Origin of the sequence: Streptomyces sp. NPDC005302 (assembly GCF_040607345.1) — a bacterium.
Lineage (GTDB): Bacteria > Actinomycetota > Actinomycetes > Streptomycetales > Streptomycetaceae > Streptomyces.
Genome location: NZ_JBEXGN010000030.1, coordinates 26,928 through 42,875, shown reverse-complemented (window position 1 = coordinate 42,875; position 15,948 = coordinate 26,928). Strand labels below are relative to the sequence as shown.

Here is a 15,948-nt window from a genome sequence, read left to right as displayed (position 1 = left end):
GATCCGGGCGAACGGCCGCGGGCCCGTCCGGCAGAGGCGTTACGGGACGAGGACCAGTCGGCCCCGCAGGCCGCCCTCCGCGAGCCGGGCGTGCGCCTTGCCCGCCTCGCCGAGCGCGTACGTCCCGGCGACCCGGGTCGTCAGCACCCCCTCGTCGACCAGCGCCACCAGCTCCGCGAGCCGCGCCCCGTCGGCGGCGACCTCCACCGACCCGGTCCGCACACCCCGCACGGACGCCGGGTGCGCCCCCGGGATGACACCCACGAAGGCGCCCCCGTCGCGCACCCACTCCAGCGCGTCCGCACCCAGGATCGCCGCGTCCAGCACCGCGTCCACGCTCCCCGGAGCCACCGGACCCGACACGAACCGGTCCGCCCCGAGGGACCGCACGAACTCCTCGTCCGCCTCCCGGGCCAGCCCCGTCACCGTCACCCCGAGCCGGGCCGCCAACTGCACGGCGTACCCGCCGACCGCACCGGCCGCCCCCGTCACCAGCAGACTCCGCCCCGGCTCCAGGGCCAGCCCGTCCAGGGCCTGCGCCGCGGCCAGGGCGTTCAGCGGCAGGCTCGCCGCGTGCGCCGCATCGACCGAACGGGGCGCGGCGGCAACCGCGTCGGCGTCGACCACCACGAACTCGGCGTGCGTACCGAGGGACTTGGCCGTCCCGTACGCCAACGCCACCACCTCGTCGCCCGCGTTCCACCCGGCGGCGACCCCGACCGCGTCGACCACCCCGGCCACGTCCCACCCAAGCCCCAGCCGCTTCCCGGCGCCCCCGAAGACCCCCGCCCGGACCCCGGCGTCGACGGGATTGACCGCCGCGGCCGCCACCCTGATCCGCACCTGCCTCGCCCCCGGCTCCGGCACCGCCACCTCGACGACCTCGACCGACTCCGGACCACCGAACGTCGTCACCACAGCAGCACGCATGCCAACTCACCCCATCCACAAGCCGGTTACCCGGGTCTCTCACCCGTTGCAACTACCCTAGGAAGAGCTACTATCTTCCGGTAAGTAGGCACCTCAAGGTGCGTACGTCACCCGGAGGTGAGCCATGGCGACCACGACAGCGGCCCAGCGGCGCCGGCAGGCCCGCGTCGAGTACGACGCGTTCATCAAGAGCTGCCCCACCAACCAGCTCCTGGACCGCATCAGCGACAAATGGGTCAGCCTGATCGTGAGCGCGCTCGCCGACGCCCGGGGCCCGATGCGCTACAGCGACCTCGGCCGCAAGATCGCGGGCGTGAGCCCCAAGATGCTGACCCAGACCCTGCGTTCACTGGAACGCGACGGCATCGTCTCGCGCACGGTCACCCCCTCCGTGCCCGTCCGCGTCGACTACGAACTCACGCCCCTGGGCGGCAACCTGAGCTGCCTGCTCACCGCCGTCAAGGACTGGGCGGAGCACCACATCGAAGAGGTCGTCGAGGCCCGCGAGCGCTACGACGCGCCCTCCGGATCCTCCGGGTCCTCCTGAAGGTCCCCGGCACGAAGCCGCGCGACCTGCTGCGCGCTGAAGTCGACCGTACGCCTCATGTGCCCGATGATCAGGGCGACTTCGGCGTCGTCGAGCCCGTCGAACAGGGCGTACCAGCCGCCGCCCAGCCGGTCCCACATGCGGCCGAACTCGGCGATCTTCTCCGGCACGGTCGCCACGAGCACCCGCCGCCGGTCCACCACGTCGCGCTCCCGCACGACATAGCCCGCCTTCTCCAACCGGTCCACCAGCCGCGTGGCCGAGCCGGTCGTCAGCCCCGTCATCTCGGCGATCCGCCCGGTGGTCACCGGCCCCTGCTCCAGGCTGAGCAGGTTCACGCACTGCACGTCCGTGGGGTGCAGGCCGACGTGGTCGGCGAGGGCCTGGTTGAACAGGGCGTACGAGGCCATGTACCGCCGCGACACGACCGCCAGCTCACCCAGCAGCCCCTCGCGCGCATCCCCAGCCATCCCGCCCCTTCCCGAGCCGTCCGGAAATCGTACGCCGCACCCCGCCCCTGGCGTCCCGGCCACGCCCGCTCCGGGTCTCCGCCGCCGGGAGGGCCCGTGCGGTACATCACCTGCCCGTCGCTCACGCCCGGATCGAGCAGCCCGGTCTCGACGACCCACGTCCGGTCCAGCGGCGACGGCGGGCGGACGTACGGGCACGGCCCCCGACCCACCCACCGGGACAGCGCCCCGCGCGCCCCTAGAACGCGTACGCGTCCCCCGTGTCCAGCACCAGCACCTGCTGCCGGTCGTTCGCATGGTTCCGGTCCACCGACCCCCCGCCCCACACCGTGTCCAGCCCCAGCGTCACCTCGGACGCGACCTCCCGCAGCCGCACCGTCATCCGGATCTCCTCGCCCGGCCCGTCCGCCGGCAGCGCCCCCGTCCGGCACACCACCACCCGCTCGCCCGACCGGGCACACCCGGCCGGCAGCACCTGGGTGTCGTCCAGCGCCGCCGACCACCGCAGCCGCACCGTCGCGTCGTCCACCGGATCGGGCCCGTGGTTCCGCGGCGTCAGCCGGACGTCGACCCGCCCAGCGGCCATGGACGCGGCCCCGTGGTACGCGAGATCGGCCTCGGGAACCCCCGCATCCCCAGCAGCACCGAGCCCGCCCACGCCTCCCACCAGCAGAGCCCCCGAACCCAACAGACCCACCGCACTCAGCATCCACATGGTCATTTCCTCCGCCGGCACGAACCATCACGATCATCGGGTCGTCGACCCGCCGTCCCGGGATGTATCCCACCCTGGCCGCTCCCCAGGCGCCCTCCAACAGGTGACGCCCCGGCGACCCGCGCCGAACCGCCCGCCGGACCCTCGCGGCCCCCGTGCCAGAGTGACCGCATGCTCGTCGTCCGCTCCGCCGCCCTGTTCGTCCTGGCCGCCCTCTTCGAGATCGGCGGAGCCTGGCTGGTCTGGCAGGGCGTACGGGAGCACCGCGGCTGGCTGTGGATCGGCGCGGGCGTGATGGCCCTCGGCGTGTACGGCTTCGTCGCCACCCTCCAGCCGGACGCCGAGTTCGGCCGCATCCTGGCCGCGTACGGCGGCGTCTTCGTGGCCGGCTCCATCGCCTGGGGCGTGGTCGCCGACGGCTACCGCCCCGACCGCTGGGACATCACCGGCGCCCTGATCTGCCTGGCCGGCATGGCCGTGATCATGTACGGCCCCCGCAACGGCGCCTGAGGCCCGCCTCGCTCCGCCCGCGCTGTCACCCGCGGCGCCGCAACGGGCACCTCGCCCCGGCCCCCGCCACCCTCACCCGCCTATCCTTGCCGAAGACACCCCAGCCGGCCCGCCCCCAGCCACCGCCAGACGGCCTCGGCGAGCCACCGCCCGAGGAGCAGGAGCAGCCGTATGACCCCCGCCGCCGCATCCCGTATCGCCGTCATCACCGGCGCCAGCAGCGGAATCGGCGCCGCGACGGCCCGGCAGCTGGCGGCCGAGGGCTACCGCGTCGTGATCACCGCGCGCCGCAAGGACCGCATCGAGTCGCTCGCGGAGGAGATCACCGCGGCGGGCGGCAAGGCGACGGCGTACGCCCTGGACGTCACGGACCGCGCCGCGGTCGACGAGTTCGCGACCGCGTTCACGTCGATCGGCGTACTGGTGAACAACGCGGGCGGCGCGCTCGGCGCCGACCCGATCGCGACGGCCGACCCCGCCCAGTGGCGCCAGATGTACGAGACGAACGTCATCGGCACCCTGAACGTGACCCAGGCCCTGCTGCCCGCGCTCACCGCCAGCGGCGACGGCACGGTCGTCGTCCTGTCCTCGACCGCCGGCCACGGCACGTACGAGGGCGGCGGTGGCTACGTCGCCGCCAAGCACGCCGAGCACGTCCTCGCGGAGACGCTGCGCCTGGAGATCGTCGGCACGCCGGTCCGGGTGATCGAGGTCGCCCCCGGCATGGTCAAGACGGACGAGTTCGCGCTGACCCGCTTCGGCGGCGACTCGGAGAAGGCGGCGAAGGTCTACGCGGGCGTCGCCCAGCCCCTCACCGCGGACGACGTCGCCGAGACCATCACCTGGGCCGTCACGCGCCCGAGCCACGTCAACATCGACCTGCTCGTGGTCCGCCCCCGCGCCCAGGCGTCGAACACCAAGGTGCACCGGGAGCAGTGACGCCCACCCCGGCACCACCCGAGGACCGGCCCCCCACGGACGACGGCGAGAAGGCCCGCCTCGCCCTGGAGAAAAAACGCGAACGCTTCGTCTGGTACTACCTCGCGTACTTCCTCTTCGGCATCCACATCATCGCCTTCGTCATGATCTACGCGGTCCTCCACGCGAAGTGACCGTTCGAGAGGCGCCTCCACGCGCGCCCGCGAGCAGCCGCACGAAAGGGCCCGAGCCACCAACGGCTCGGGCCCTCGGAGCAGTTCACCCCGTCGCGGGACTCACCCCTTCACGCACACGACCTGCTTCAGCTTCGCAACGACCTCGACGAGGTCGCGCTGCTGGTCGATGACCTTCTCGATCGGCTTGTAGGCGCCCGGGATCTCGTCCACGACGCCGGAGTCCTTGCGGCACTCCACGCCCCGGGTCTGGTCCTCCAGGTCCTTCGTCGAGAAGCGGCGCTTCGCGGCGTTGCGGCTCATGCGCCGGCCCGCGCCGTGCGAGGCGGAGTTGAAGGCCTTCTCGTTGCCGAGACCCTTCACGATGTACGACCCCGTGCCCATCGAGCCGGGAATGATCCCGTACTCACCGGCACGGGCGCTGATCGCTCCCTTGCGGGTGACGAGCAGGTCCATGCCTTCGTAGCGCTCGATGTTCACGTAGTTGTGGTGACAGCTGACCTCCGGCTCGAAGGTGGGCTTCGCCTTCTTGAACTCCTTGCGGACCACGTCCTTCAGGAGCGCCATCATGAGCGTGCGGTTGTTCTTCGCGTACTCCTGGGCCCAGAACAGGTCGTTGCGGTACGCCGCCATCTGAGGGGTGTCCGCGACGAAGACCGCGAGGTCCCGGTCGACGAGCCCCTGGTTGTGCGGGAGCTTCTGCGCCACGCCGATGTGGTGCTCGGCGAGCTCCTTGCCGATGTTCCGGGATCCGGAATGCAGCATGAGCCAGACAGAATCGGACGTATCGACACAAACTTCTATGAAATGATTCCCTCCGCCCAACGTCCCCATCTGCTTGACGGCCCGCTCCTCGCGGAACTTGACCGCGTCCGCCACCCCGGCGAACCGCGCCCAGAAGCCGTCCCACCCGGCGGTGGGCAGGCCGTGGAAGGCGTCCGGGGTGACCGGGGAGTCGTGCATGCCGCGGCCGACCGGGATCGCCTGCTCGATCCTGGAGCGGAGACGGGAGAGGTCGCCCGGCAGGTCGTTGGCCGTGAGGGACGTGCGGACGGCGGACATGCCGCAGCCGATGTCGACGCCCACCGCGGCCGGGCACACCGCGTCCCGCATCGCGATGACCGAGCCGACCGTCGCGCCCTTGCCGTAGTGGACGTCCGGCATGACGGCGAGCCCCTTGATCCAGGGCAGGGTCGCCACGTTCTGGAGCTGACGGAGTGCCACGTCCTCGACCAACGCCGGGTCGGCCCACATACGGATGGGAACCTTCGCGCCCGGCACCTCTACATACGACATATCGTCCTCGATCCCCCGGAAACCAACAGAAGTCTTAAATCGCAAAACCGGCGCCTAGGTCGACGTATAGGACAACGGACCGGCGTCCACGGCTGTGCGTGCGATACACATTGTCTCCAGGGGTCGCCCCTGTGCGGCAACCGAATAACCACAGGACACCCGGGCGGAAGCGCGCCGGGGAACCGTCGAGAGGAGCCTGACCGTGCAGCGGAAGGCGTACGTACCCGGCGCCGCCGTGCTCCTCGCGGCCTTGCTGGCGGGCTGCACCGGGGCTTCGGACGACGGGGGTTCACCCACCGACTCCAAGGGCGGCGACACCGGCACGACGGCCGTCGTGGCCCAGCCGGGCAAGTACCGCACCCTCCCGGAGGCGTGCGGAGCGGTCGATCACGACACCCTGGACTCGTTGCTGCCGGGCATCGAGCAACTCACCGACCCGGCACAGCAGGAGACGGCGTACGAGGGCGAGGCGACGCTCACGTACGACACGGACCGGCGCGACGGCTGCAGTTGGAAGGTGGAGTCCGCCTCCGCCACCGACCACCTCTCCGTCGGCTTCGAGCGGGTCGTCTCGTACGACAACGCGGTGAGCGACGACAACAAGGCCGAGGACCTCTTCACCACCCGGGAGACGGCGGCGGACCTTCCCGAGCCGGCCACCTCCGGCACCGCTTCCGGCACCGCCGCCTCGTCGAGCCCGAGCGGCGACGCCACCCCGAGCGACGCCGGCAAGAGCGACGACAGCGGTGCGGGCGGGGGCGGCTCCGAGCCCACCCCCTCCGGCTCCGGTTCCCCCCCGGAGACGCCCGCCGCGCTCCAGCCCCGCGTCCTCGACGATCTGGCGGACCAGGCGTTCCTGAACGACAGGCTGAGCACCGGCTCGTCGACCGCCCGGCAGCGCACGGTGACTGTGGTGTTCCGCACGTCGAACGTCATCGTGACGATCGAGTACGCGGAGCAGCCGACCGCTTCCGGAGGCGTCCCCGACAGCGAGGAAATGCAGGACAGGGCCCGGAAACTGGCCGACGTGCTCGCCGGCAAGCTCGACGGCTGACGGCTCGGCACCCCCCTCGGGCACCCCTGCACGAACCGCCCGAACGGGAACCGGCCCGGCGGATCACCGCGTACCGTGGCCCCTCGGACCCGACCGGTCGCTCGTCCCATGTGCGGCCGTTCCACGAGCGCCACGAGTGAAGGAACCATGCACCGACCAGTACAGCGAGTAGGCCGAGCACCGCGACTCACCCGCATCCTTGTCAGCGCAGCCGTCATCCCGGTGGCGCTCGTCGCCGCGGGCTGTTCCTCGGACTCCGGCTCCGGGGACGACGCCCAGAAGGGCGCGAGTGCGACGCCGGACGCGAAGAAGTCCGCGAGCCCGACGGCCGAGGCAGTTCAGCCGGCCGCGTACGCGACGCTTCCCCAGCCGTGTTCGGTGCTGTCGAAGAAGACGCTGGGTGAACTGACCCCGAAGGCCGACAAGTCGGGCAAGAAGGGCGCATCGGACGATTCGGCTCAGCGCAGCAACTGCAACTGGAGCAGCCTCGACAACAACGGCGTGAAGGGCTCGCAGTTCCGCTGGCTGAACGTGGCGCTGCTGCGTTTCGACTCGGACGCGCGGGGCGCGGGCGACGAGCAGGCGCACGCGTACTTCCAGAAGCAGGTCGCGGGCGCGCAGGCGGTCGAGGGGGCTAAGGGTGCGAAGTCGGCTCCGGTCGCCGGGACGGGCGACGAGGCGACGGCCGTGCACTACGACCTGAAGAAGAAGGAAGGCGCCTTCAAGCAGCAGACGGTCGTGGCGCGCGTGGAGAACGTGGTCGTCACGGTCGACTACAACGGCGCCGGTCTCGCGGGTGAGAAGACCCCGGACTCCGGTGACCTGCTGAAGGCGGCCGAGAAGGCCGCGAAGGAGGCCGTCGCGGCGGTGTCCGCGGCGAACAAGGACGGCGGATCAGCCGATTCGTCCCCGTCGAAGGGCTCGTCCTCGAAGCCCTCGTCCGGTGCGAAGTCGGCGTCGCCGTCCAAGAGCGCGGACAAGAGCGCGGACAAGAGCGACTCCGAGACCGCTTCCCCGTCGAAGTCCACGTCGACGAAGAGCTGACCCGGCCGCAGTCGTTGCGGAGGCCCAACTTCCGTTCTGAGCTGGGACGTTGCGGGGGCCCGGCACCCGAGGGGGCCGGGCTCCTCCCATGCCGGGCACCCGGACGCCGCACACATGTGCCACTCTGTTGCGCGCAACAACACGCAAGGGGAGGGGAGTACAGGTGTCCGCGCCCATACAGCTGACTCGGATGCACAAGATACTCATCGGTGTGGTCGTCGCCGGTGCGGTCGTCATCGCCGGGATCGGCTTCGCGGGTTCGTACGCGGCGGTCCGTGAGCTGGCGATCAAGAAGGGGTTCGGGAACTTCTCGTACGTCTTCCCGATCGGCATCGACGCGGGGATCTGCGTCCTGCTCGCGCTGGACCTGCTGCTGACCTGGATCCGCATCCCGTTCCCCCTGCTGCGTCAGACCGCGTGGCTGCTGACCATCGCCACGATCGCCTTCAACGGCGCGGCGGCCTGGCCGGACCCGCTGGGTGTCGGCATGCACGCCGTGATCCCGATCCTGTTCGTGGTCTCCGTCGAGGCGGCCCGGCACGCGATCGGCCGGATCGCCGACATCACGGCCGACAAGCACATGGAGGGCGTCCGCCTCACCCGCTGGCTGCTCTCCCCCGTCCCGACCTTCCTCCTGTGGCGCCGGATGAAGCTGTGGGAGCTGCGCTCCTACGAGCAGGTCATCAAGCTGGAGCAGGACCGTCTCGTCTACCAGGCCCGCCTGCACTCCCGCTTCGGCCGCGCCTGGCGCCGCAAGGCCCCGGTGGAGTCGCTGATGCCGCTGCGCCTGGCGCGCTACGGCGTCCCGCTCGCCCAGACGGCTCCCTCGGGTCTCGCGGCGGCCGGCATCGAGCCGGTGCTGCTGCCGCCCGCGCCGCAGCTGGAGGTGGCGCGCGAGCCGGAGCCGACGGCGCCCGCCGTGCAGAGCGACGGGGCACCTGTCCGCGAGCAGCTTCCGGCCGCCGAGGCGGGCGAGTTCCCCGAGCAGGCGGAGGGGTACGCCGAGTCGCAGAATCCGTGGCTCGCCGCGCGGAGCCCCCAGAGCATCGCGTATCAGGGCGGCTACGACCCGACGTACGACCCGGACGTCGCGGACCAGCAGTGGTACGCGGAGCAGCAGCAGGCCGAGCAGTTCCGGCAGTACGACGAGGAGCAGCAGCGGTTCGGACGGCGGGCGTTCCCCCAGCAGTACGACGAGGAGCAGCAGCGGTTCGAGCAGCAGGCGTTGCTCCAGCAGCAGTTCGAGGAGCAGTCCGTTCCCGCCCCCGCCCCGGAGCCCTCTCCGGAGGACACCGGCACGTTCCCGATCCCGGCCGGTCCGGGTCGTACCCGTGAGATGGGCGCGGGCGGCGGCACGGAACCGACCGAGAACGACTACTACCTGGTCTTCAAGAAGTCGATAGACGGCAGCTATCCGACGTCGGGCCAGTTCAGGGGCGATGTGGAGGCCACGTACGGCACCACGCTCCCGCAGCGCGAGGCGGAGCGGATGGTCAACCGCTTCACCAACCGTCACACGGCGGAACTGCAGGAGGACCACATCGCGTAGGCACGCCACGGCATACGTACGAGGAAGGGGCGCCCGGTGGTCACCGGGCGCCCCTTCCTCGTACCGCCGAAGGTCCTACGCGGAGAGCAGCTTGCGGACCCTGTCCTGGCCGACCGCGAGGAGCAGCGTGGGCAGGCGCGGGCCGGTGTCGCGGCCGACGAGCAGGTGGTAGAGCCGCGCGAAGAAGGTGCGCTGGGCGACCTTGATCTCGGCGGGGAGTTCCTTGGCGGTGGCGTCGGCGGGGAAGCCGGCCTGGACCTTGGGAACGCCGTAGACGAGGTGGGTGAGGCCGTCCAGGGACCAGTTGCTCTCCAGTCCGTCGAGGAGCAGGGTCAGCGATTCGCGGCCCTGGTCGTCGAGGGACGTGAGCAGCTCGACGTCGGGCTCGTCGCGGACGACGGTGCGCTCCTCGGCGGGGACCTGGGTGTTGATCCAGGTCTCGGCCTTGTCGAGCCGGGGGCGGACCTCGTCGAGGGAGGCGAGCGGGTTCTCCGGGTCGAGTTCGCTCAGGATCCGCAGGGTCTGGTCCTCGGCGCCGGCGGTGATGTCGGCGACGGAGGCCAGGGTGCGGTAGGCCATCGGACGGGGGGTGCGGGGCAGCTCTCCAGCGGCGGTGCCGACGGCGCGGCTGTACGCGGCGGCGTCGGCGGGCAGCACCGAGCCGTCGGCGACCTTGCCGGCCAGCTTGTCCCACTCGTCGTAGAGCCGCTGGATCTCCTGGTCGAAGGCGATCTTGAACGACTGGTTGGGGCGGCGGCGGGCGTACAGCCAGCGCAGCAGCTGCGGCTCCATGATCCGCAGGGCGTCCGACGCGGTGGGGACGCCGCCCTTGCTGCTGGACATCTTGGCCATGCCGCTGATGCCGACGAAGGCGTACATGGGGCCGATCGGCTGCTTGCCGCCGAAGAGGCCGACGATCTGCCCGCCTACCTGGAAGCTGGAGCCGGGCGAGGAGTGGTCGACACCGCTGGGCTCGAAGATCACGCCCTCGTAGGCCCAGCGCATCGGCCAGTCGACCTTCCAGACGAGCTTGCCGCGGTTGAACTCGCTGAGCAGCACCGTCTCGGAGAAGTCGCAGGCGGTGCAGGTGTACGACAGCTCGGTCGTCTCGTCGTCGTAGGACGTGACGGTGGTGAGGTCCGTGCCGCACTGCCCGCAGTAGGGCTTGTACGGGTAGTACCCGGAGGTGGAGCTGCCGTCGTCCTCGGCGGCGGCGCCCGAGCCCTCGGCGGCCTCCAGCTCGGCCTCGTCGACGGGCTTCTGGCCCTGCTGCTTCTTGGCCGGCGCCTTCTTGGTGCGGTACTGCTCCAGGATGGCGTCGATGTCGCCGCGGTGCTTCATCGCGAACAGCACCTGCTCGCGGTAGACGCCCGAGGTGTACTGCTCGGTCTGGCTGATCCCGTCGTACTCGACGCCGAGGTCGGCGAGGGCCTCGGTCATCGCGGCCTTGAAGTGCTCGGCCCAGTTCGGGTGGGCCGAGCCGGCCGGGGCGGGGACGGAGGTCAGCGGCTTGCCGATGTGCTCGGCCCAGGACGCGTCGATGCCCGCGACGCCGGCCGGGACCTTGCGGTAGCGGTCGTAGTCGTCCCAGGAGATCAGGTGGCGCACGGTGTACCCGCGGCGGCGGATCTCGTCGGCGACCAGGTGCGGGGTCATGACCTCGCGGAGGTTGCCGAGGTGGATCGGGCCGGAGGGGGAGAGGCCGGACGCGACGACGACGGGTTTGCCCGGGGCCCGACGCTCCGACTCCTCGATGACCTCGTCCGCGAAACGGGAGACCCAGTCGGTGGTCTCGGTGCTCTGAGCCACGATCGGCACGTCCTTCTTTCTCATACGCCAGTACGGCTGACGTCGACCATTCTCCCAGCTCGGGCCGCAACCGCGAAAACGGCTTTTCACCGCGTGGGATACTGGCTTTCCTGTACGCAGAAACCCTGGAACCCGACTAGAACGGCAGCCACTCCATGGCCTCGGTCACGTCCCTCACCGCTTCCGTCCACCAGCGCCTCGCGGACGCCCTCTCGGCAGCCCTGCCGGAGGCCGGTTCCGCGGACCCGCTGCTGCGCCGAAGCGACCGGGCCGACTTCCAGGCCAACGGGATCCTGGCCCTCGCGAAGAAGGCGAAGGCGAACCCGCGCGAGCTGGCGACCCAGGTGGTGGAGCGGGTGGCGTCGGGCGACGTGATCAAGGACATCGAGGTCTCCGGGCCCGGCTTCCTGAACATCACGGTCACCGACGGGGCGATCGTCCGGAACCTGGCGGAGCGGTACGCGGACAGCGACCGTCTCGGCGTGCCGCTCGCGGAGCACCCGGGCACGACGGTGATCGACTACGCCCAGCCGAACGTGGCGAAGGAGATGCACGTCGGTCACCTGCGGTCCGCGGTGATCGGCGCCGCGGTGGTGCAGATCCTGGAGTTCACCGGTGAGTCCGTCGTGCGGCGGCACCACATCGGCGACTGGGGCACCCAGTTCGGCATGCTCATCCAGTACCTGATCGAGCACCCGCACGAGCTGGACCACCAGGGCGGCGCGGTCTCCGGCGAGGAGGCCATGTCGAACCTGAACGGGCTCTACAAGGCGGCTCGGACGGTCTTCGACTCCGACGAGGAGTTCAAGACGCGGGCGCGGCGCCGGGTGGTGGACCTCCAGGCGGGCGAGCCGGAGACGCTGGCCATGTGGCAGAAGTTCGTGGACGAGTCGAAGATCTACTTCTACTCGGTCTTCGACAAGCTCGACATGGAGATCCGCGACGCGGACGTGGTCGGCGAGTCCGGCTACAACGACATGCTGGACGAGACGTGCCGGATGCTGGAGGAGTCGGGCGTCGCGGTCCGCTCGGACGGCGCGCTGTGCGTGTTCTTCGACGACGTGAAGGGCCCGGACGGCAACCCGGTGCCGCTGATCGTGAAGAAGTCGGACGGCGGCTACGGCTACGCGGCCACCGACCTGTCCGCGATCCGCGACCGGGTCTTCAACCTGAAGGCGTCGACGCTGCTGTACGTGGTCGACGCCCGGCAGTCCCTGCACTTCAAGATGGTCTTCGAGACGGCGCGCAGGGCGGGCTGGCTGAACGACGACGTGAAGGCGCACCAGCTGGCGTTCGGCACGGTCCTCGGCAAGGACGGCAAGCCGTTCAAGACCCGTGAGGGCGAGACGGTGCGGCTGGTCGACCTGCTGGACGAGGCGATCGACCGGGCCACGTCCGTGGTGCGGGAGAAGGCCGAGAAGGTGGGCCTGAGCGAGCCGGAGATCGAGGAGAACGGCCGGTACGTCGGCATCGGCGCCGTGAAGTACGCGGACCTGTCGACGTCGGCGGTGCGGGACTACAAGTTCGACCTGGACCAGATGGTCTCGCTGAACGGCGACACCTCGGTGTACCTGCAGTACGCGTACGCCCGGATCCGGTCGATCTTCGGCAAGGCGGGCGACCGTACGCCGGTGGCGCACTCGGAGCTCGAACTGGCCCCGTCCGAGCGGGCGTTGGGTCTGCACCTGGACCGGTTCGGGGAGACGCTGGAGGAGGTCGCCGCGGAGTACGCGCCGCACAAGCTGGCGGCGTACCTGTACCAGCTGGCCTCGCTCTACACGACGTTCTACGACCAGTGCCCGGTCATCAAGCCGGCCCCGCCCCAGGAGATCGCGGAGAACCGCCTGTTCCTCTGCGACCTGACGGGCCGGACCCTCCACCAGGGCATGTCCCTGCTGGGAATCAGGACGCCCGAGCGGCTCTGACGGCCGGGCGGGACGCGCGGACCTCGCGGCCCCGGCGGGACGGTGACATCACCGTCCCGCCGGGGCCGTCCGGCTGTCAGGCGTAGTAGTGGATCGTGCCGCGCAGCGCGGGCGTGCCGCCCTCGCAGTGCTGGACGAACGTCGCCGCGAACGCCTTCACGGTGCCGTCGTCGTTCAACGCCAGCTTGCCCACGGTGAGTTCGCCGGTGCTGCTGTTGCAGCCGCGGCCGTCGCCGAAGACGTCGAGACTGGCGTACGTCTCGTCGTTGCTGCGCCGCGTCTCGTAGCTGTGCCCGGCCTCCAGCGTGCGGCCGGTGGGCGGGGTGAGCAGTGCGGTGAAGTAGCCGCGCTTGCCGGACACGTCGTACTGGATGCCGTCGCCCCACGTGCGGACGCCGAACGTGCTGGTGGCCCCGGTGTGGGTGGCGCTCAGGCCCTGCCCGATGTAGTCCCCGGCATCACTGGTGTACGCATAGGACAGCGGGTAGGCCCGGTACTTGACCACCCCGGTGAGCGCCGGGGCGGTCGCGCTCTCGCAGTGCTGGGTGTACGTGGCGTCCAGCAGGGTGATGGCGCCGTCGGCGTCCGTCTCGATCTGGTTGACCGAGAACTGCCCGTACACCTCGTTGCAGCCGCGCCCGTCCCCGGAGACGTCGAGGCCCGGCGAGCGTCCGGTGCGGAACGCGGCGCGCTCGGCGTTCCGGTAGACGCCGGGATGGAGCTTCTCCCCCTGCGGTGCGGCGAGGTCGACGTCCCACCAGGTGTCGTCGGCCCACGCACGGAAGCGCACGTACTCCGCTGTGCCGCCCGCCGTGATCGTGGCCGTCTTCGGCGTGTACGACACGGTGGCGCCCTGGCCTATGTAGTCGCCCGGCCGGCTGGTGTGGCTGTACTTGGTCACGGCCGCCGGTGTGGTGGTGACCGCCGCGGCGGGCGCGGCCGACACCGTGGTGAGACCGACCGTCGCGGTCAGGCCGGCGAGCACGCCGGTCAGAACGCGTCTCCATCCAGTGCTTCTGGGCACGGATGCCTCCCCCTCCATGAGAGCGGGCGCCCCTGCTGAGCGACCGCGCCCCTCAAGTAACCAGGGCCCCACACGGCAGTCGAACTATTTCCTCGACCCATCAACTTCTTTCGGCCGAAGTGGTGTTGGAGCCTTGCGGCCGCCGAACTCGCACCACACCGCCTTGCCCGGGATGCGTTCGTCGACCCCCCAGCGGTCGGCGAACGCGGCGACCAGCAGGAGTCCCCGGCCGCCCTCGTCGGCCCGGTCGGCGATCCGGGGCGTGCCCGGCCCGCTGTCGTGCACCTCCACCCGCAGCACGGTGCCGTCGTAGCGCAGGAAGACCCGGAAGTGCCGTCCGGGCGGCACGGCGTGCACGAGGGCGTTGGTCGCGAGCTCGCTGACACAGAGCAACACGTCGTCGGCCTGTTCGGTGCAGGTGAGTCCCCATCCGGCGAGGGTCTCGCGGGCGAACCGCCTGGCGGCGGGCACGGCCCGCCGATCCCGTCGGAAGAAACGCTCGCGCAGGGGCGGGAGATGGATGGTCTCGTTCACCGGACAAGCGTTGCGCACAGTCACTACCGTGGATCACTGCGTGAGGCAGTACGGATTTTCTGTACGGGTTCGTGCGGGGTCGTGTTCGGGCAGGCGCGGGGAGTGGGACCAGCATGAACTCCAGCAGTGTTCCGCGGAAGAAGAACCATTCGGCCATGAAGATGCTCGGCATCCAGGTCGGCACGGCCCGCCGAGCCGCCGGGCTCACCCAACGGGCGCTGAGCGAGCGCCTGATGCTCGACGAGGAGACCGTCGCCTCCATCGAGCAGGGCAGGCGGCCACTGAAACCCGACCTGGCCGACCTGCTGGATCAACTCCTCGACACAAAAGGACTGTTGGCCGCAGGCGTGCAGAACCTCCCGGAGATCGACCAGTTCCCCATGTGGGCCGAGCTGTACATGGAGCACGAGCGGGAGGCCATCGCCCTGTCCTGGTACGACGCCATGGTGCTGCCGGGTCTGCTCCAGACGGAGGCGTACGCCCGGGCGGTCCTGCGCAACCGCGTTCCCGCCTACGACGATGACGAGGTCTGCACACGCGCCGCTGCCCGCGTCGAACGCCAGGAGATCCTGCACCGGAAGGTCCCTCCGACGCTCAGCTTCATCATCTGGGAACCGGTGCTGCATCTGGCGATCGGGGATCGGGAGATGCGGGTCGAACAGCTTCGCCAGTTGCGGGCATCGACTGAACTACCCGGCCTGACCTTGCAGTTCCTGCCGATGGACAGCCCGCACCACGCGGGGCTGGACGGCCCGTTCACCCTGCTGGAGACACCCGACCACCAGCACCTCGCCTACACAGAATCCCAGCGCGGAAGCCAATGGGCCTCCGCCCCGGACGAGGTGTCCATCCTCGCGCGCAAATATGCGATGCTGCGGACGCAGTCCCTGACTCCACAGGACTCCCTGGGCCTGCTCGACCGTCTGCTAGGAGAGCGATGAGCACCGAAGCGCTTCAGTGGTTCAAGTCGACTTACAGCGGTAGCGAGGGGGGCCAGTGCGTCGAGGTAGCCGCCTGCCCCCACATCATCCACATCCGCGACTCCAAGAACCCTGAAGACGGCTCCGTCCTGCGCGTCGGCCCCGACGCATGGGCGTCGTTCACTGCAGCCCAGTAGGAAGCCCTGCCACGGCTGTTGACGCAGGCCCTCAACACCGAGGACAGCAAAGGCCTGTTGGACCGCATGCTGGGAGAGCAATGAGCGTCGAACTGCACTGGTTCAAGTCGACCCACAGCAGCGACGAAGGCGAGTGCCTCGAAGTCGCCCACTCCGGGAGCCGGTCCGGCAGTGTGACCGCCGTCCACCTCCGCGACTCCAAGAACCCCGCCGGACACCACCTCCGTGTCTCGCCGCAGGCCTGGGCCGCGTTCACCGCAGCCCAGTAGGAGAGCGGAGCGGCCCCCTGTCAGTGGGGGCCCCTACAGTCAC

At 70.5% G+C, this 15,948-nt stretch carries 18 protein-coding genes; 11 read left to right on the top strand and 7 right to left on the bottom strand.

What is annotated here, in order from left to right; all coding sequences use genetic code 11:
• Window positions 1-39 precede the first annotated feature (39 nt).
• Complete coding sequence (locus ABZT74_RS31525) at window positions 40-930, bottom strand: zinc-binding dehydrogenase (protein ID WP_356176526.1); 891 nt, start codon at window positions 928-930, stop codon at window positions 40-42.
• A 124-nt stretch (window positions 931-1,054) separates the two neighbouring features.
• On the opposite strand from ABZT74_RS31525, the gene ABZT74_RS31520 reads away from it, so the two are divergent.
• Window positions 1,055-1,477 (top strand): helix-turn-helix domain-containing protein, encoded by a 423-nt coding sequence (locus tag ABZT74_RS31520; RefSeq protein WP_356176524.1) that lies wholly within the window; start codon window positions 1,055-1,057, stop codon window positions 1,475-1,477.
• Here the strand turns inward: ABZT74_RS31520 and ABZT74_RS31515 are convergent.
• Together ABZT74_RS31515 and ABZT74_RS31510 are read right to left on the bottom strand one after the other, a co-directional pair.
• Window positions 1,441-1,947 carry a MarR family transcriptional regulator gene (locus ABZT74_RS31515; protein ID WP_356176522.1) on the bottom strand — a complete coding sequence of 169 codons (507 nt, stop codon included), beginning with the start codon at window positions 1,945-1,947 and terminating at the stop codon, window positions 1,441-1,443. The genes ABZT74_RS31520 and ABZT74_RS31515 overlap by 37 nt on opposite strands.
• A 238-nt stretch (window positions 1,948-2,185) precedes the next feature.
• Entirely contained in the window at window positions 2,186-2,662 is a 477-nt protein-coding gene (locus ABZT74_RS31510; RefSeq protein ID WP_356440516.1) for a hypothetical protein, read from the bottom strand.
• A gap of 171 nt (window positions 2,663-2,833) precedes the next feature.
• Between ABZT74_RS31510 and ABZT74_RS31505 the strand changes: the two genes are divergently transcribed.
• From ABZT74_RS31505 to ABZT74_RS31495, 3 genes are all read left to right on the top strand, one after another.
• On the top strand, window positions 2,834-3,172 hold the full coding sequence (locus ABZT74_RS31505) for a YnfA family protein (RefSeq protein ID WP_355880645.1): 339 nt from the start codon (window positions 2,834-2,836) through the stop codon (window positions 3,170-3,172).
• A 171-nt stretch (window positions 3,173-3,343) separates the two neighbouring features.
• Window positions 3,344-4,111, top strand: a complete 768-nt coding sequence (locus ABZT74_RS31500; RefSeq protein ID WP_356176518.1) for an SDR family oxidoreductase — start codon at window positions 3,344-3,346, stop codon at window positions 4,109-4,111.
• The gene (locus tag ABZT74_RS31495; RefSeq protein WP_356176516.1) at window positions 4,108-4,284 is read left to right on the top strand and encodes a hypothetical protein; all 177 of its coding nucleotides are present in this window, start codon (window positions 4,108-4,110) and stop codon (window positions 4,282-4,284) included. Before ABZT74_RS31500 ends, ABZT74_RS31495 begins: the two co-directional genes overlap by 4 nt.
• Before the next feature lie 102 nt (window positions 4,285-4,386).
• Here the strand turns inward: ABZT74_RS31495 and ABZT74_RS31490 are convergent, their stop codons facing one another.
• On the bottom strand, window positions 4,387-5,580 hold the full coding sequence (locus ABZT74_RS31490) for an RtcB family protein (RefSeq protein WP_356440513.1): 1,194 nt from the start codon (window positions 5,578-5,580) through the stop codon (window positions 4,387-4,389).
• A gap of 202 nt (window positions 5,581-5,782) precedes the next feature.
• On the opposite strand from ABZT74_RS31490, the gene ABZT74_RS31485 reads away from it, so the two are divergent.
• The 3 genes from ABZT74_RS31485 (at window position 5,783) to ABZT74_RS31475 (ending at window position 9,227) form a co-directional block, all read left to right on the top strand.
• Complete coding sequence (locus ABZT74_RS31485; RefSeq protein WP_356440510.1) at window positions 5,783-6,634, top strand: DUF3558 domain-containing protein; 852 nt, start codon at window positions 5,783-5,785, stop codon at window positions 6,632-6,634.
• A 147-nt stretch (window positions 6,635-6,781) separates the two neighbouring features.
• The gene (locus tag ABZT74_RS31480) at window positions 6,782-7,678 is read left to right on the top strand and encodes a DUF3558 family protein (protein WP_356440507.1); all 897 of its coding nucleotides are present in this window, start codon (window positions 6,782-6,784) and stop codon (window positions 7,676-7,678) included.
• 190 nt (window positions 7,679-7,868) lie between these two features.
• Complete coding sequence (locus ABZT74_RS31475; protein WP_356440504.1) at window positions 7,869-9,227, top strand: DUF2637 domain-containing protein; 1,359 nt, start codon at window positions 7,869-7,871, stop codon at window positions 9,225-9,227.
• A 75-nt stretch (window positions 9,228-9,302) separates the two neighbouring features.
• Here the strand turns inward: ABZT74_RS31475 and lysS are convergent, their stop codons facing one another.
• Window positions 9,303-11,045 (bottom strand): lysine--tRNA ligase, encoded by a 1,743-nt coding sequence (gene lysS, locus ABZT74_RS31470; protein ID WP_356440501.1) that lies wholly within the window; start codon window positions 11,043-11,045, stop codon window positions 9,303-9,305.
• Between the two features lie 146 nt (window positions 11,046-11,191).
• Here lysS and argS point away from each other — a divergent pair, with 146 nt between their 5' ends.
• Window positions 11,192-12,961, top strand: coding sequence for an arginine--tRNA ligase (gene argS / locus ABZT74_RS31465; protein ID WP_356440499.1), 1,770 nt, complete (start codon window positions 11,192-11,194; stop codon window positions 12,959-12,961).
• Between the two features lie 76 nt (window positions 12,962-13,037).
• On the opposite strand, the gene ABZT74_RS31460 is transcribed toward argS, so the two are convergent.
• The gene (locus ABZT74_RS31460) at window positions 13,038-13,985 is read right to left on the bottom strand and encodes a hypothetical protein (RefSeq protein WP_356440497.1); all 948 of its coding nucleotides are present in this window, start codon (window positions 13,983-13,985) and stop codon (window positions 13,038-13,040) included.
• Between the two features lie 84 nt (window positions 13,986-14,069).
• Window positions 14,070-14,519: an ATP-binding protein gene (locus ABZT74_RS31455; RefSeq protein WP_356440495.1), complete on the bottom strand. Its 450-nt coding sequence runs from the start codon at window positions 14,517-14,519 to the stop codon at window positions 14,070-14,072.
• A gap of 113 nt (window positions 14,520-14,632) precedes the next feature.
• Here ABZT74_RS31455 and ABZT74_RS31450 point away from each other — a divergent pair, with 113 nt between their 5' ends.
• The 3 genes from ABZT74_RS31450 (at window position 14,633) to ABZT74_RS31440 (ending at window position 15,905) form a co-directional block, all read left to right on the top strand.
• Window positions 14,633-15,460: a helix-turn-helix transcriptional regulator gene (locus ABZT74_RS31450; RefSeq protein ID WP_356440492.1), complete on the top strand. Its 828-nt coding sequence runs from the start codon at window positions 14,633-14,635 to the stop codon at window positions 15,458-15,460.
• The gene (locus ABZT74_RS31445) at window positions 15,457-15,636 is read left to right on the top strand and encodes a DUF397 domain-containing protein (protein WP_356440490.1); all 180 of its coding nucleotides are present in this window, start codon (window positions 15,457-15,459) and stop codon (window positions 15,634-15,636) included. The genes ABZT74_RS31450 and ABZT74_RS31445 overlap by 4 nt, the downstream gene beginning before the upstream one ends.
• A gap of 80 nt (window positions 15,637-15,716) precedes the next feature.
• The gene (locus tag ABZT74_RS31440; RefSeq protein ID WP_356440488.1) at window positions 15,717-15,905 is read left to right on the top strand and encodes a DUF397 domain-containing protein; all 189 of its coding nucleotides are present in this window, start codon (window positions 15,717-15,719) and stop codon (window positions 15,903-15,905) included.
• Window positions 15,906-15,948 lie beyond the last annotated feature (43 nt).

Coding starts and splice junctions, on each gene's coding strand:
- ABZT74_RS31525 (WP_356176526.1), bottom strand. CDS start 930: ATGCGTGCTGCTGTGGTGACGACGTTCGGTGGTCCGGAGTCGGTCGAG.
- ABZT74_RS31520 (WP_356176524.1), top strand. CDS start 1,055: ATGGCGACCACGACAGCGGCCCAGCGGCGCCGGCAGGCCCGCGTCGAG.
- ABZT74_RS31515 (WP_356176522.1), bottom strand. CDS start 1,947: ATGGCTGGGGATGCGCGCGAGGGGCTGCTGGGTGAGCTGGCGGTCGTG.
- ABZT74_RS31510 (WP_356440516.1), bottom strand. CDS start 2,662: ATGTGGATGCTGAGTGCGGTGGGTCTGTTGGGTTCGGGGGCTCTGCTG.
- ABZT74_RS31505 (WP_355880645.1), top strand. CDS start 2,834: ATGCTCGTCGTCCGCTCCGCCGCCCTGTTCGTCCTGGCCGCCCTCTTC.
- ABZT74_RS31500 (WP_356176518.1), top strand. CDS start 3,344: ATGACCCCCGCCGCCGCATCCCGTATCGCCGTCATCACCGGCGCCAGC.
- ABZT74_RS31490 (WP_356440513.1), bottom strand. CDS start 5,580: ATGTCGTATGTAGAGGTGCCGGGCGCGAAGGTTCCCATCCGTATGTGG.
- ABZT74_RS31480 (WP_356440507.1), top strand. CDS start 6,782: ATGCACCGACCAGTACAGCGAGTAGGCCGAGCACCGCGACTCACCCGC.
- ABZT74_RS31475 (WP_356440504.1), top strand. CDS start 7,869: ATGCACAAGATACTCATCGGTGTGGTCGTCGCCGGTGCGGTCGTCATC.
- argS (WP_356440499.1), top strand. CDS start 11,192: ATGGCCTCGGTCACGTCCCTCACCGCTTCCGTCCACCAGCGCCTCGCG.
- ABZT74_RS31450 (WP_356440492.1), top strand. CDS start 14,633: ATGAACTCCAGCAGTGTTCCGCGGAAGAAGAACCATTCGGCCATGAAG.
- ABZT74_RS31445 (WP_356440490.1), top strand. CDS start 15,457: ATGAGCACCGAAGCGCTTCAGTGGTTCAAGTCGACTTACAGCGGTAGC.
- ABZT74_RS31440 (WP_356440488.1), top strand. CDS start 15,717: ATGAGCGTCGAACTGCACTGGTTCAAGTCGACCCACAGCAGCGACGAA.